The organism is Acinetobacter genomosp. 33YU (genome assembly GCF_001990725.1).
Lineage (GTDB): Bacteria > Pseudomonadota > Gammaproteobacteria > Pseudomonadales > Moraxellaceae > Acinetobacter > Acinetobacter seifertii.
In genome coordinates, this window is record NZ_LFZQ01000002.1 from 25,056 (window position 1) to 42,710 (window position 17,655).

Below are 17,655 nucleotides of genomic sequence, written 5' to 3' on the forward strand. Positions count from 1 at the left end.
ATAAAGTAGGGATGAATGGATCATCCCTACTTTTTTAATTAAAACAATTGTTTCCAGTTTTGTTGTGCAGTTTGCTCCAAAGCTTTTAACCATGCGTCAGATTGCTCTTCCTGACCAAGTATAATCAGATCTTCGTCTTCATCTTTTGGCAGAATATTTAAATCTAACTGGACTGAAAGCAGAGGAATTTGACATGACCAATGTGCTTTAACCTGTAATGGAATTGATTCAACGTGGTTCACCCATGTAGAAACAAAACCATTTACCAATTGCCAAGGGTTTACACATGCTTGTCCACCTAACATTTTCACTGTGATTGTTTTTAGAGTACTCGCACTTTGCTGGTTACTTTGCTCAATTGATGTGGCCTTAATCTGAATAGTCATATCCTGATTACGATCACTTGCAAAGTGGATTTGACTCCAGTCCCATAGTGTTATATCAACCAGTTGTTGAGTTGAACTTACAGTAACGTAATGTGTTCCATCGGTGAGTACCGTACCTTGGTTAAAACCGCTAAGCTCTAGCTTAAGTTGCTCTGAACCATCTTGGTCAGTACTACGTGCAGCAATTATTGGTAAATAACTGGTTTGCCCAATCATTGTATAGACCAAATTTTCAGTTGAGGTATAAGTTTCAACTAAGCGAATATTGCTTACAAAAGCAGTTCGACCAGATGTATTACCCTCTAGCTGTAAACGAATTGTACGATTACAACCATTCCCCTCAAAAGAAACTTGTTGCTCTTGCCAATTTAATGCATTTTGACCGCTAGCAGCATCAAATACTGCAATCTGCTGACCATCAATATAAACTCCGACACGCCCCATATTTGCTGCTTGTCCCAACAAGCCAGCTAAATCAAAACTTAGGCTATATGTTGTACCAGCAACTGTATTTAGTTGACGTTCTATAGCAGTTTGCTGATATAGCGTATCTTTACCATCATTTAAACGAATCCAGACATTTGAGTTTAAACCTTGTAAAGGAATGTTTTGGCCAGAAGTATTTTTGAGTTGATCACCTGAGTGCCACACCTCAAAGGCATCTAATTTAAACAATTGCTCTTTGTGGGTTGTCCAACCATCCAAGTTCCAACCATAAACAACGGTCGGATTCTTATTTAGGATTGAGTTATACACTTCACGCCATTCTGTATGGAAAATTTCTCGACTCGTTAGAGCATGCTGCGATTGATGAGTTTCTAAATTTGGCGCATCTGCAACTGCTTCTACAAATACAATAAGCTCCTGAGTAGATGTAGCAATACTTGAATTTGATTGTTCAATACTACTTGCAATGACTTGTAACTTTAACTCTCCACTAAAATCTTTTGGTGGTGTCAATTTCAAGGTATCGAGATTCCAATTAGTAATATCTACTACCGTATGCAGTTCGTTTACTGTGAACTCATTTACACCATCATTAAGTTTACTACCTAATGGTAAGCCTGCTAACGCAAGTTTCAGTTGCTCTGAACCATCGTTATCTGTCAACTTGGCATGAATACTCGATAGCGCAATTGGCTGATCTTCTTGACCATGGTTTAAAAGCTTAGATTTAGATAAAACAATATTATCAATCATTGCTCCTCGACCACTTGCATGAGTGAGCGGAGCCTCAATGATAATTTGAAGATTTTGTATCTGCCCAGTTCCAGTAAAGCTAAACTGAATATTTTGCCAGTTCAGTTGATCATTTGGACTCGTATTGGCATAACTTGCAATACGCTTGCCATCTACATAAATACCAATTTGAGTAAAGCTTTGGCTAAAACCTAGACGTCCTGCATAGTCAAAAGTCAGCGTATATTTTTGACCAAGTACAGTTTGTACTTCACGTTCAATCCCTAAAGTTTGTGCGACAAATGCATCAGCGTCGTTGAGTTCTAACCAGTTTTGTCCAGCTACTGTCTTATTCGCATATACAGTAATCATCTGATCAGCTGCATTTTGCATTTGATCGCCATTACTCCATATTTCAAACCCATCACGTCCTGTTTGCGAACGATTAGGCGTTTTAATTAAGCGCCAGCCATCCAAATAACGACGTTCTAAAAGTGTAGATGTCTTATCTTTATTTGGTGCAGCTTCCCAAGTGGTGCGGAACAATTCCTCTTGGTCTGTTTGAGATTCACCAATAACTAATTCTGGTTTATCGGCAACAGCTTCAATATCAATAGTCATTACAGTATTTTGACTTTGTGCTTTGCCATCTAATGCGACATACACAAACTGAGCATAGTGCTGTTTTTTGTTACCCAAACCTTGTGCGAGATAACCTTGACCACCCGAAGCATTAAGCTCTGGTATAAATCTCAATTTTCCTGACTCTATTTCCAACTGAGTAAATACATCATTAACTCGAACGGCAACCCATTGACCTTCTGAAATTAAGTGCTGTAACTGACCACTGGCTGGTAACTCAGTAATTTTAATAGTTAATAAATCACCATCGATATCACTGATCAAAAAGTCATTCCAGTGTAGTAGCAGAGCTTGATCTTCTAAACCATAAATAGTTTTCGGCACTGCTACTGGTGCATCATTTACTGCATTTACTGTAATAGACACATTCACTACTTGCGAGTTTAATTTTCCATCAGTCACAAAGTAACTAAAGCTATCGTTACCAAAGTAATTTGCATCTGGCACATATTGGTAATGGCCATTTGCTAACTGCTCTAAACGACCATGCTGTGGTAACGCGCTGAATTGGGCAGTCAGTTGGTCGCCCTCTGCATCATAAGCACTTACTAATGGGTCGAAAGCTAAAGTTTGATCTTCATCAGTACTTATAATCTGTTCATGTAACACAGGGGCTGTATTTGATGCCAATACATGAATAATAAAAGTATAAGGTTGTGAAGATTCTGTACCATCCGTTAACACAACGCTAAACGCATCATCTCCAACAAATGCTTTATCAACCAAATAAACATAATGCCCTGTTGCTGCATCATAACTGATCACACCATTTTGTGGCTGCTGGGCAATTTGTACAGTAATCGGGTTGTTCTCAGCATCTTGAACATAAGCATCAAAGTCTAGTACCAATGACTCACCTGCCACAATTTCCCATTGTGGTTGGGTAGTGAATACCGGAGCATCATTTACTGCATTAATCTCTAGTCGCACTGTAGCAACTTTAGATTGTTGACCATCAACAGTCGTAAAGTAGTAGCTAAACTGGTCATGACCAAAATAATTCGCGTGCAGTACGTAACTGAACTCACCACTGGCTAGTAATACTAATTCACCATGTTGTGGTGCTGTTACTAAAACGACATTTTCAATTGATTTCCCAATCAATAAGTCATTACTTAATACATTGCCTGTAATAGTTGTATCTTCATCAAACTGGTAGTGATCATTCACTGCTAATGGTTCAGCGACTAAACGGATATTGTTGAGTGTGACAGAACTATCTGCTGCACCAAAACCAAGTAAGTCGAAAGATAATAAAACATCTCTACCTGCCAGCGCTTGGTCTAAGTTAATAAAGAAAGTTTGGCTACCATTGCTATTGATTACTCGCTCTATACCTTGTGCCAAATAGTTTTGACCATTTGCCTGTAGGTTAAATAATGCATCGGTATTGTTCAGGTCACTTACCTTAAATAAGGCTTCACCAGTGTGAGCATCTAACAATGCCACCTCAAAAGTATCATCTGGACTATTGTTATAGTCTGTTAAATGTTGATCTTTTACAGTGAACGTTAATACCTTATCTTGTGTACCAAGTTTAAAGGCTTGTGAAAGATTAGTATGTTGTTGATGAGTTTCACTTAAAACAATATCTTCTTGATTTTGCTTTATTTCTCCAAAAGTTTTCCAGCCTAACAATCCAGTACTGGCATTTTGGAACATATCTTGAATATCAAGATTTTCAGCTTTCCATGCTGGGGCAATCACAGGTTCTACCATGAGTACGCCCACAGCTAGATAATGAATAGGCGCTTCTTCTGGTGGTGCAGAGATTTGGGGAGCATGCCACCCCTGTAGATCCTGTAAAGTTGGGAGTAAACGAACACCCTGCTGAATAAAACCACCCATCATGTCTTGCGCAACAAAGGTATCTTTTAAACCTATGGTATGACCGAGCTCATGAATGAGCACAGTTAATAAATCTATTTTACTAGCAATATGTGCGTCATTTGCTAAACCATAATCATGCTCAGTGTTCATATTAAACTCAGAGTTTTCAAATGGAGTTAAATCTATAAACCAGCCAAAACCAGCAGCATTTGGAGATAAAATAATATCTTGGCTATTAACTACATAAGCAACTGTACCACCAATATTGATATCTTGTAGTTTTAGACTTACATGATTAAATAAACTCGCATCTACCCCTAAATCCAGCCAGTACTGCTTAGCAATATCAAATAGTTGCTCAATCTCACTCTGTGTCTGTGATGGCTCTGCTGTTGCTGATGATGTATCAACTTGCATGGCTTGTAGATCATTCTTTCCTTTTTTACGTTCTACCGTGCCATCGATATAGTTCTTAAATTGATCACTGCTTACCTCGACATATCCATCATACAATGTAGATAAATCAATACGTTGTGCAGGTGGAAGCTTCGGGTTAGTATCAGGCATTTTATAGTAACGTAAAAATAACTCTAAACTTTGATTTACACCGATATTTGAGGTACCAGTTGAATCAGAAGCTCGGTTAATGATGAGATAGATATCACCTTGACTATCTTCTTCATATAATTTAAGGGTTATACCAGCCCCCTGTAAAGCTACTTCTATGTCCCTCAACTTTGCTTTTGATTTAGCATCAATAACCTTAATATAAATTTCCTGATTGGATTGTAAAATATCGCGATAGAGATATTTCTGGTTTGCTGTATAACCAATCAAATCTTTATCAGCTAGCTTTTTATAGATATCTGGCTCTAGTTCATACAAGCCTTCACTATTGATATAACCCTCTCCAGTTTTCCGTTCGGCCAATATCTGTCTGACATCAACTTGTGAAGCTGTGGATTTTGCTTCAATAATTTGCAAACTATATTTACCATTTTCATTTTTTAAATAAAGTCCATCAAATTTACCTACTGTTTTTGCAGTATATATTGCATTCGTTTCTTTATTTGATGGGTCTTTGAAATTGTATGTCTTTGCTAAAAATTGATTGCCCTGCTTTGTATAAAGTTCATACTCAACTTGATCAAAATAATTTTCTTCGGTAATACCAAGAATATTTTGATAATAAGACTTAACATCTTCTTCATGTTTGTTACCCATGAGCTTAGCAAGCGCTAAATCAGAATTATGCTGAATATCATATAGACGATCATTTTCAAAAGCGTCATCTGCTAAAATTAATTGGTTATATTCCGAAATAAAATTATCACTCAGTTCTTTTGCATCCTCATGCTCATCAAACTTAGTATCTGTTAATTTTGCCTTTAGACTTTTTGCTCGAGTCATATATTCATTTGCCAAAACATAATACTCACGAATCTCTGCCAATTCATGTTGTAATACTGAGGCAAATAATAGCTTATCTTTCAATGCATTATAGTTTAAATCAATATTTATTGTATCCCTCCACATCGATCCAATCTTAACTACACCATTTTTATCTGAACGCACATTTAAACTAAAACCTGCCATAACATGATCAGGATTTAAAGTTGCTAAAGGATCTTGCGTTGTATAACGATTTTTTTGATTTGCTGTCTTATCAACGTAATTCTCAATTAAAAAGCTTGGAAGACGAGTTGAAATCACTATTTTCTTCGGCAATTTCAGCCCTGACATAGTCACAATAGCACCATTATTTTCAAATGCTAAAGGCTGTTTAGCATCACGAATCTCTATCTCAATTTGTGCTAAGCCATATTTTTTATCTACAATTGGAGTAACTTTTATATCAATATCATCTCCCCAATCTGCAAATAAGAAACGTCTTTTAACTAAGTCTTCCAGATAAACTTTTAATAGTTCTTCTTGAGCTTTTTTTCCCAAAGAACTATTTGGACTAATTTTTTCTCCATGAAGTGAATAGAATCCATCATTTAAAATGTTTTTAAAGAAGTCATAAGCATCCGTTGTTAAAACAGATGTACCCCCTACATAATAACTATCACCAAAACGTCTCCGCTCTTGATTATTGTTTGAAGAAGATGTAGGCGAGTCTGGCGAATTTTGATTTTTAGTAGCAGCCTGAACCATTGATTCAGCAATTGAACTTATCGTATTTGCACTTTGAAGATATCTGAAATTTTGTGCATTCTTGGCAATAGTTTCTCGCATACTAGTAGCAATTGATTTTTTCGCTTGCTTAACTGTTTTGATTTCCTCCAAAACCTTAGTCATGTTTTTACCGGAAGTTTTTGCCAAGATTTCAGCTTGTTTCATACTATTCTTTGCAGCTTGAGTTAACACCTTATTCATTGGTTTTGCTGCGGCAGTTGCTGCTCTAGCCATTAACTGTGCTTGTCTTGTTGCCTGTACAAAAGGTTGCTCTATACTTGGAGACTTAACTACATTTGCAGCTTTCCCCCCAACAGAAGATGTAACCTCAGCTAGAGCAACAATTACTGCCATTACTGTATTATTACCCCATTTAATTGTTAAAGCATTATCAACTAATTGAATGTCAACATCTTCACCATTCAATAACGCTGTTAATGAATCTAAAGTAATACTATCATTCAGTGCTTGAACAGTTAATGTTGATGTTGGTAATACAATATGATGCTCATCAAGTAACCATTGCATTTCTTTATTGAGTAAGTGCTCTGTTAGAACATATGTTCTTAAAATAATTTCAATATCTTGTATTGCTAGTTCCTGTAATTGATCAAATACTCCAAAAATTTCATCTTCTATCTTAGATAATGAATATTCAGCTCTTTGATCATCCCCAAAAGTAGATAAATAAAGCTTTTTAGCTATATCTGCTTTTTCCTGCTCAGCATCAGACACACCATAAAGTACATTTAATAACTCGACTTGTACCATTGATGAAATATAAAGATTTTTCGCATATTCACGAGTAATCGTAACGCCTACTGTTCCCAAGGAAGCAAGATTTAAACCCGTATAGTCTACTTTTTCACTAGATGTTGTAGGTAATGGTAAAGATTCTTCAGGGTCTGTTTGTGTTTTTAAATATCCATCTAAATCAAAAATACTATTTTGCTGATGTGAATAACTCTGTATTACTCTTACTGAGTTTTCATAACTAAACCCATTATCTCCTGTATTAAATAAATCGTCATATCTTGATGGTAAAGCTGCATCAATTGGTTGTTGTGTACCGACCTTACCAGTTTTTACAAATTTATCGGCTGAATCCAGTAAATTTTTTATATTCCAAACAAAAATACTTTTTTCTAAATCCCCATAAGTATCTTTTGTGGCTGGCTCTTCAACCCAAACACTCGCCTGTAATAAACCACTATCTGTAATAGTTAATGTTTCAACCTTTCCACCTATAATAGGCATAGTCGAACCAATGAATATTGGCTCTCCATAATAACCAAATGGATCTTGAATTATTCCTATCTTACCTCCTATGCGCATATCAAGTCCCCATACATTTTTATTTGTTGAGAACGGTGAACGATATTCAAAATTAAAATCTGCAACTAAAGCATAAATCATATTATTATAGTTAACTAATACGACATCCATTGCACTTCGCATTTCTGTACGATAGATCTCAATATTATCGCTTAATGTATCATATGGTTCTAACTGAATTTGGTGATGCTCTGATTTCTGAGTCAAATCCCCCTTATTGTCCACACCAACTTTAATCGTACTCACACCTTTATAAGCATCCTGCAAACTGGTCATTATAAATTCACCAGCATATAAACCTTCAGTAATACGGAACGGAACCCTTCCCATTTCCCCAAGATCACTAGCATCAATCTTATCTACAGCATTATCTAAAAACTCACCCTTATAATTTAATTTATATAAATCAATGATATAAATATTACCAACTGGTCTTCTTTCGCGCTCAGTATAGTCAGCAATAGATGCAACCACTGCTAAATAACGGCCATGGCTTATTGCCATATCTCCAAAGCCTGCCTCATTAGAAATATCTAAAGTTTGCTGTACTTCCAAGAATTCTGTTGATAACTCATCAACATTAATGCGTATAAATGAAGAACTTCCATGACTACTTACATATAACCAATTATCATTATATAAAAGTGCACTAATATACTCACCAGAACCTTTTACCTCTATAGAATCTATAACTTTATAAGAAAGCATATCTACTACATAAATAGTATTTTTACCTGCAATAAAGGCCAAAGTACCGTTTTCATTATATGCAATTGGATCTGCTTTCCAAATATTCAAATATAGATCAAAAGGATTACCTTTTTCATCAACGTCTATAGTTCTTTTAACACTAAAATCTGTTGTAGATGTTCCTTGTTCTGTAACAATAATTTTTGTAGCACTTAAAGCAACTGAAACTTTTGGAGAATCAACTTTTAAACTAACTAATGCAGAATATTCTGAATATTCTGAAACAGTACGGATGCCATTATCTGTATATTTATATAATTTTTTCTCAACATAAATATTATGTAAACTTAAAGCAATATCACTATCTATATTGACTGAATACTTATCTCCTCCAAGCCAAGAAGTTTTATAAGACTTCCAAATAAGGCCATGCTCGGCTTTGTCTTTTGGCTGTTCTAATTGATCCCCCTGTGGAACCAACCAGATATTCAAATCAAAAACGTTCGAAACATTTTGTATGTTTACAATTAATACATTGGTATCAGTATCATATGAATATCCTGTAATTTGTGGCTCTTCAACCAGATTTTTTGGAACATCAATTGTAACTTCAGTTATTCCTCCCTTATCTTTATTAACAATTACTTCTCTACTATAACTCCCTGATAGCGTATAAGTTATTACAGAAAAACTGTTGTATAACGTAAATAAGGAATCAATTGCAAAACTTAATAAACCTAGGCCCCCTCCACCTAAGCTCATAGCTGCACTTGCCGCCATGCTATACATAAATGAGTAATCAGTACGAGACTGTTTAATGGTCATAGCCCCTGTCTTTTTATCAACACTTTTTACTGCTGTCGTAACAACAACCAAACCAGATACAGATATTCCACTATATGGAGGACTTGCAGTTCGGGCTATACCATTCGCATCAACAAATCCATTATCCAGTAGCCACCATGTCTCACGTTCAACACCATTTTCATCTACAAAAGTACCTTTTCTCCAGAATAAAACCTCTGTTCCTTCGATAAGTTTTTCATTCTTTCCTGTTTGAGGATCAATATAAGAATCACCAACTTTGATTCCGAGTTGTAATGGTTTAGTTGCAGTTTCTCCAGATAAATCAATTGTGAATGCACCTAAACCAGCTAAATATTCTTTGGCTGGCAATGGAATACCAACGCTATCTAAAGCAACTTTTTCGATTGATACGGCTGTACCATCAGGTAAGGAGTCTGAGGCAACCATAAGAATATTCCCCGAAGAATCAGATGTAATTCCTCCCTCTCTATTCGATACTTTAATTGTATCCAAGAGTTCTTGCTGAACATTAAGTAAAATTTCTGTCTGCATGTTTTGATAAATAATCGTGATTTTTGCTTTTCCAAGTACTTTAGGAATCACTAAACCATCTGCTGTAATAGCTGCAATATTACTATCACTGATATAGTATTTAATTCCTGTAGTTGCTTGAGAAATATAATTACCATCGGCATCATGAACTTTGAGCTGTCTTGTTGCGGAAAGTGGCAAATTAATTGCTCGTGGGTAAACATCTACCTCAAAACCATCTTCATCAGCATATGGAATATACGGATTTATATCTACTGAGATTACATCCACCCCCTCAATACCTCTAGCAGACACATGGACTGTGGCAATACCCGCCTTTTTCGTTGTGATATTACCTTTAGCATCTATCGTAAGCACATCAGGGTTATCACTCACAAACTGTAAATAATCGGCAGTTAAAGTAACGCCATCTTCATCTGCAAAATCACCTGTTACATGCAAGTCTGCGCTATTACCCAAAGCGACAGCAGCTAAACGCTCAATATGAATTAAGACAAGTTTTGCATCGCTGACATATATTTTCAGTTCAATTGGCTGCCCTTTGCTATATCCATCATCGGCTTGCAAAGTTACCGTTGCATAGCCTGAGAAACCTACTTCAGGTTTAAAACTTAAATTTTTACCATTAGATGAGAGCTGAGCAACACCATGAGTACTGCTTAAGATATTCCAATAAACTGCATCACCTTCGCGATCAACTGCGATCTGGTCTAATTGACCAGTTACAGATAAATCACGATGTGTTTTTAAAGCTTGTGTCCCTTGTGCTACAACGTTGACAGGTGCCTGATTCGATTTCCAACCATAGTTTGCATACAAGATTTGCAGATCAATATTATTAATAAGACCATCACCATTTAGGTCAAACTGATTTTGTCCTTCTTGTGCTTGTTGCAACAAGGCACTATCTAAACCATCGACATTACCATCATGGTTAAGATCCCCAACAATAGACAGTCGGACGGCGACTGCACCAACTCCACTTATAGCTAATTGCTTAAAGCCTGCTGACGTAATACGTACCAAAGTAACTGTATGCTCACCATGTCGTTGTTGTGACACAATAGTTGCATCGGCAACATTAATATTTTGAACATTACCTTGAGTTTCAATTGCAACTAAAACAGCTCCTGTTGCACCCATCGCTTTAATGGTTGATGCCAGTTCTGATTCACGAATAGCAAAATCAAAATATTGAGTTTGATTATTTAGATCGCCTTGCCATTGTGGTGCAGAATGATTTTGATTCAACCAATCAACACTTGCACCTAAATAAGCTATCGCTTTTTCTAGACGGACTTCTCCTGTTGCAGTGTAACTATAGCGTTGAACTACTTCTCCTGTGATTAGATTACGTAGTAACTCAAGTTGGTTGGCACTATTGTATTTATACAACAAGCTGATTGGTTCACCTTGACTACCTTGACCAAGAATCTGGCTAATACGGCCTTGGCTATCACGTTTAAACTCAATACTTTGAGAGGTTTTTCCGCCTGCCAACACAATATTATTTTGACTAACAAGCCATTGCTCGCCTGTATTAAAGTGGATAGAAAGCACTTTGCCTGCTTGGTCTAGTAAATAACGTGTACCATCTGGTGCCGTCAGATTGAAATAACTCGGAACCCAAGCCAGACCTGTACTTTCGTTATATAAACTCTGACCTTGTTGAATCAAGTTATCGATATGAAGATCGGCCGAGCTATGTGCAGTCAAACTCCAATCTTGCGCATTACTAAACTGTGGTGTGAATTGATGAATACCCGTATTTTCGCTAATCACATCTTGCGTCTGCAAATTCAGCGTAAAGTTCAAATATTGAGTTTGTATTGCAGTTATACCTGTTAAACCTTGTGGGATTTGCAACCAGACTTTTGCTCCAGTTTGCCAAGCAGCAACAGTACCAACACTGTTATTTAAACGTTGGTTATGAGTCAGTTGGGTATCAAATAATCCAGTTGTCCAGTTGGCGAAATCACCATGGCTATCTGTCGTAATTGAGCGAACCAGATCAATTGTTTGCGAACCAATTTGTAAGCTAGCATCTACATGTGTTGCTTGATTCAGTTGTTTTGTGACGCTATTGATCTCAATATTGGCATATAGTTCTTCAACTCGACCAACTAAATCCCAAGCAGTTAAGCGTAATTGATATGCCCCATTTACAAACAATGCTGGATCAATTGTAAAAATATCTAGCGTTTGATTGCTATAACTTGCTTTCAACGATACATCTTGCAATGTATGCCATTCCAATAGTCGTGTCGTATTACGGGCAATTTCTAATTTATAGCCCATAAGCTGCTGTTCTTTAATTGATGCAGTCAGGTCAGTAATGTTTTGTACCACAATAGGTGCGGTCGTAATTGCTGCACCTTTAAGTTGTCCTTGCCATGCTAAAACTGGTGCCGAATTATCTTGCGGATCTTTAACACGAATGGTCTGAACTTGTTGCTGACTAAAACCATCAATATCTATAGCAGTTGCACGAATTTCTATAAGTCCTGACTGTTGCCCAGTCAGTTTAATTCGCCCAGTAGAATCCAAGCTTACTACTTGCCATTGATCAGCTCCTAACGCACTGCCTCGAACTTCAACCATAGTATTAGCAATAGCACTAAAGCTATCTGCTCGTACCGTCGCTGTTACAATTTGTCCTGCAACCACTGGAATTGCCGGGGTAGTTTCAATATGTAAAGTAGGTTCATAAGCATTAGAGTCTGCAACTACATTAAAGGTAATTGCTTGACGAACCGTATCATAGCCATCTGAAACTTTAATATATGCGACAAATTTACCAATTTGTCCTGTATTTGGTGTCCATGATAAGCGTCCTGTAACAGCATCATAGCTTGCGCCTTGTGGCAATTGGTCAAAGCTTACAATCAAACCTTGAGTCTGCATTTGCCCATCAATATCAGATACATAAATATTTCTATTATTGTTCAAACTATTTTGAGCCGACTTCACAACATCAAGTTGGAACTGCTGACCTACTACTAGAGTACGGTTACTACTTTGAATTTTTGGTGCCTTATTCACATCAAGAACACGGACCTGTACAGTTTTGAGAACAGATGTTTGTCCATCAGTTACCATAAAGGTCAAGTCAAAGGCCTTTTGATCACCAAATTGGTTATCGACAATATTATTCGCTGGTGTCCACTCGACGTAGCCTGTCGTTGCATCAACATAGACATCTGCTGGCGTATTAGCATCATGTACTAATTGGTAACGTAGCGCATCATTATCACCATCTTGTGCCAATAAATTAAATGAAAGGGTTTCACCTTCATAAACTAGTTGTAATGGCAGACTTGTAAATACAGGTTGTTGATTAACATTTGCAACCTGTATTTGGATATTGCGATTAAGTTTGGCACTACCATCGGTTACAGTTACGGTAAAGTTGTAGTTACCTAACTGACTACTTCCCAAACTGCTTTGTGCAGCAAACATAGATGGCAACCACTTCAATACAAGCTGGCTTTGTCCATTACCTAATGCTTGAGTGGTGATATTGACACCTTTTGGTAAAGCACTAAATGACCAATAGAGTTGATCTAGGTCAGCGTCCTTAACCGTCATAGTCCATGTAAGCGGCTGTCCTTCTTGTGCCTGAAGAATAATTTGGTCCGCTTGTTGTACAACACTTCCACCTTGTTGTACCTGTACATCAAGTAATTCTGGCGTAAGATTAGTTGCCCGTACTACTATGCGAATATCTTGTGCAACTACATTTGGTGCAGCGACAAAACCTTCTGGAACTGGATAACCTAAATCTTTTGGCGGTAAGCCCTGATCTGATACCTGAACACTTAAATCATATTGGCCTACTTGGTTTGCCGTTGGTGTCCAGACAATTTCTGCATAACCATATTTCGCACTTTGAACAAGTTGTGCACCCGCAGGTAAACCCTGCACAATATAATTTAACGTGTCCTGATCTAAATCCGAAACAGTAATTGGTACACGTATTTGTTGCCCAACTACAGCGACGTTTCGTGTAGGCACACTGAGGTTAGGGGCTTCACTATAGCTTCTAACTGTAACGACAAAACTCTTACGCTCTACCTGTACTTGATTAATATCGCCGTCACCATTATCTCGTGCCGTCACGGTAATCGTGTAATCACCTCGGTGACCTGCTTGCGGTGCAAAACGGATTACTCCCTTAACATTACTACCCGACTGGCTTTGAGTATATGTAGCAAAGTTTGGTAAACCTTCAATTTGCAATTCAATTGGATTGCCATCTTTATCTGTTGCTGTAATTGGAATTTCAATCACAGCCCCCTTATCCACAATCACACTTTGAACATCACCAATTTCAGGTGTACGGTTCGCATTAAGTACGTTAATCGTAAAAGTACGTTCTGTAGAAATTGGTTGACCAGTACCGTTACCATCATCAGTTGCGACTACTTTAATCTTGTAAATGCCTGATTGCTGGTAATTTGGATTCCACTCAATTTCTAGTGTTTCAGGGTCAAATGTCGCCCCTTCTGGTAAACCTGTTACCTCATAACTTACAGAAGCTGGAACATCAGACATTTGAACTGCTTTGCTTTGCGGATGCGATTTAAAAGCAGGTTCAAATCCTGGATTATCTGGATCAAAAGCAAATATATTTAAACGAACACTTGCACCTTCGAGCACAGTCCATGTTGGACTAGATTCAAATTGAGGTGCAGCATTAACATTGTCGACTACCAAAGATAATGTTTGCGTTGCAACTGTGCGAACAGGAATACCGCCATTAGTTGGGGTATAAGTTGCCACCAAGCGAATTGGGATATCATAACTACCCGCTTGCGCATAACCTGGAGTCCATTCCAACCAACCGGTATCTTTATTTAAGACCGCACCATTTGGTAACCACTCAGCGCTATAGTTCAGTTTAATATCCTGACCAGCATACTGCATTAGTCCATGTGGTAAGCTTCCTGCTAACTGCAAACTAAAACGCTCACCTTCACGCAATTGCTGTGCCGCCACTGGCAATAACACAGGTTTTTCATATCCTTGTTTTACCGTAATATTAAACTGATAACGGCTTTCGTGTTTTCCATCAGATACAACTAACTCAATATTTTCATATTTACCGGCCTGATCATAAGCAGGTGTCCAACTGAGCATACCTGTAGTCACATCAAACTCAGCACCAGCAGGTAAATTACGTACCACCATACTGATACGATCGCCATCTTCATCTGCGGCCAATAGCTGCTGACTGAGACTTTGTCCTTCAGTTAAGTCAATATCTCGTATGGTAGTAATGACTGGCACATGATTCGCACCATCAACTTGAATTTTAAGTCGTTTAAGTGCAAAACCGCCACGACTATCAACAACTTTGACTAGAATTTCGCTATCTACACGATCTTGGGTCGTTGGTGTCCAATGCAACTGTGCATGTGACTGATAGCCTTGATCAGAAGCTTGTCCTGTAGTCCCACCATCGATACTGACACCTTTCGGTGCTTCTACAATACTCCAGTAGAACTGTTTACCATCCTGATCAGTGGCTGTTAAATCTAAATTCCACCTCTCATTTACTTTGGTCTTGAGTTTAGTTTCATCATAACTAATTACAGGTGGCTGATTGTCATAAGGAAGTGCATAAACTTGGTGTGTAAGATCAAATTTTAATAAGCGAGCTGCATCATTAGATAATGCTAAATCTTCAGCTTTAACTACAGATACAGTAATGCCTGTGAGTTTCTCTCCAACTTTTAGAGATCCACCATGAGCCTGTAAATAGCTGCTGACGTCGAGTAACCACAATTCATTTTGGATGCCTTGCCCTTGGGTTGCCGAGACAACCCCGCCATTAAAATAATGTCCTGGATCGAGTAATAACAGCAATGGACCTTGAATATTATCCTGACCGATATTGGTGATTTTTACATCATAACTCACTGTACCATTTAAGCGGTCTGCACGAGTTTTATCAAACTCAATACTAACGAAAGCACTGTAATCGGTCACGGTAGTGAAAGCTGCGGTGTACACTCCCTGTAGGCGAGTTTGTTTTGCACTTTGCACATTGGATGACACTTCAAGACGCCATTGTCCAGCTGCAATATTTGGCAAAGTTAAAATGACACTATTGGTTGCGTTATCCCATCGTACAGACTCAGGAGACAAGACTTGATTAACATTTTTGCCCATCCCAACAAATCGGTAATTTGTTGGATTTAAAACACTCGCAATATCCGTACTATCATTTCCATTATTTCCTAACCACATTGCTTGATCAAAAGTAATAGTTGTATTAGCGAGTGGTAATGGAATATACGCCCCATCCTGTATTGAACTTGCAATGATGGTTGGTGCTTTGAGTAAGGCAATTTCATCAATGCGATTGGTTTGAGCAACTAAAATACGCTGGTCATGAGTAATCAGGATTGATTCGCCACGAGAACCGCCTTGTGCCAATTGAATCGCTTGACGTTTTGCCAAGCTAATCATCCAAACGGCGGCGTTATCCAGTTTTGGCAATGACTTACTACTATTACTTAATTGTTGGCTATTATTTGCAGAAGCAAATAATAAACCTTCAAATGCAGTACCCTTTTGGCCAAAGACTAAGCTATCAATTAAGCCATTTAACGTATATTCAACTTCAGCACGGCCTTTCGTTTTCCCAGTTAGTGGCAAACTAATAATATCGGTTTTACCTAAATGAGAAAGAACATTAGCACTCGTCCAACGTACAGCCCATAAACGCCCATCAGGTGCGAAACTTAGATCTGAGACTAATGCATTAGAGAAGTGTGTCCATTGCTGTCCTTTTGGTGCATTAGCGTCAAAAATCTCAACACCATTTCCTGACGAAACATAAATACGATCAGTTTCAGGCTCAATTGTCAAAGCATGTGTTAAAGGTTCATTTGCAGGACCTTTAATACGCTCAATAATCTGACCAGTTGAATAATCCAATAACCACAACTCTTGACCAGTTAATACCCATAGTTGACCCTTAGAGTCTAAGGCCATATCCATAATTGGCTGTTCAAAAGTATAGAGAGGTTTTTGTTGGGTTCCTCCATGCTCCCCATAAATAAACAGCTGATTACGATATTGCCCAGCACTGACTAAAATACGATGGTCAGGCAACTCAACCATGGCGAGTGCGCCTACTTCACCTTGGCTAGCATTAAAACCACTAGCAAATGCATTTAAAGTAAATGGAGATAAAACTGTATTTAAATCGGTGTTTTGATTTTTATCAGTTTGACCCACTAGACCTTTTTGAGCCTCTGCAAAAATAGTGTTATTTAAATAACTACGATCTTGCGTTGCTTGAGGGATTTGAGCAGTTGGTTGCAATGCCTCATTACTACCAATTTGAGTTAGTAGTTGTTGACGTGAACCATCATCTGGAATTACTGCATTAGATACTTTAGCAATTTCCTGATTACCTGCCACATCTGTAGCAACTGCTAAAAATTCGTATTGGGTATCTGTTTGTCCTACAAATAGTATCTCACCATTGGCTTGCGTCAGTTGCTTCTGCCAAATCTTAAAGTCCCTGCCATTTTCTGCAACATACAATGTGACATGTTTAATGCCGCTTACATCATCTTGTGCAGACCATTTGACTTTGTAATGCACTTGATTTTCAACATTACTTTGCTCAGATACAACCTGTACTGTAGTAACAGGACGTTGATTATCTAGAATATACGTTGAACTTTGACTATCAACAGGTGGTGTATTATTTAGATATATACGAGCTTGCGTGATAATTTCTTCATTAGATTGTGCTGTCTCCGCTGCATGAATGGTATAACCAACAAAACCTTTGTTATTTTCACTCAATTTTAATAAACGATGTAAATTTTGCGTTGAGACTTCACCTGTATTTGGATCAATCGCTTGAATCAACCATGTAACGATATGGCTTTCAGTATCAACACCGGCACTGACTCGTAAAATAAAGCCCAAGCTACCTGTAAAATCAAAGTCGCTGCTAAAACTACTACGGTTTTCTGGAACATGAATATTAATATCACCAATTTTCATATCCGTTAAACGTAGGCTATATGGA

General features: G+C 37.8%; 1 protein-coding gene. It reads right to left on the reverse strand.

The window, feature by feature from the left end; translation table 11 throughout:
• Nucleotides 1-38 precede the first annotated feature (38 nt).
• The gene (locus AC056_RS01490) at nucleotides 39-17,630 is read right to left on the reverse strand and encodes an Ig-like domain-containing protein (protein ID WP_077162521.1); all 17,592 of its coding nucleotides are present in this window, start codon (nucleotides 17,628-17,630) and stop codon (nucleotides 39-41) included.
• Nucleotides 17,631-17,655 lie beyond the last annotated feature (25 nt).

What these genes read in the sequence shown, in the direction of transcription:
- AC056_RS01490 (WP_077162521.1), bottom strand. Translation starts at nt 17,630, where the DNA reads ATGAAAATTGGTGATATTAATATTCATGTTCCAGAAAACCGTAGTAGT.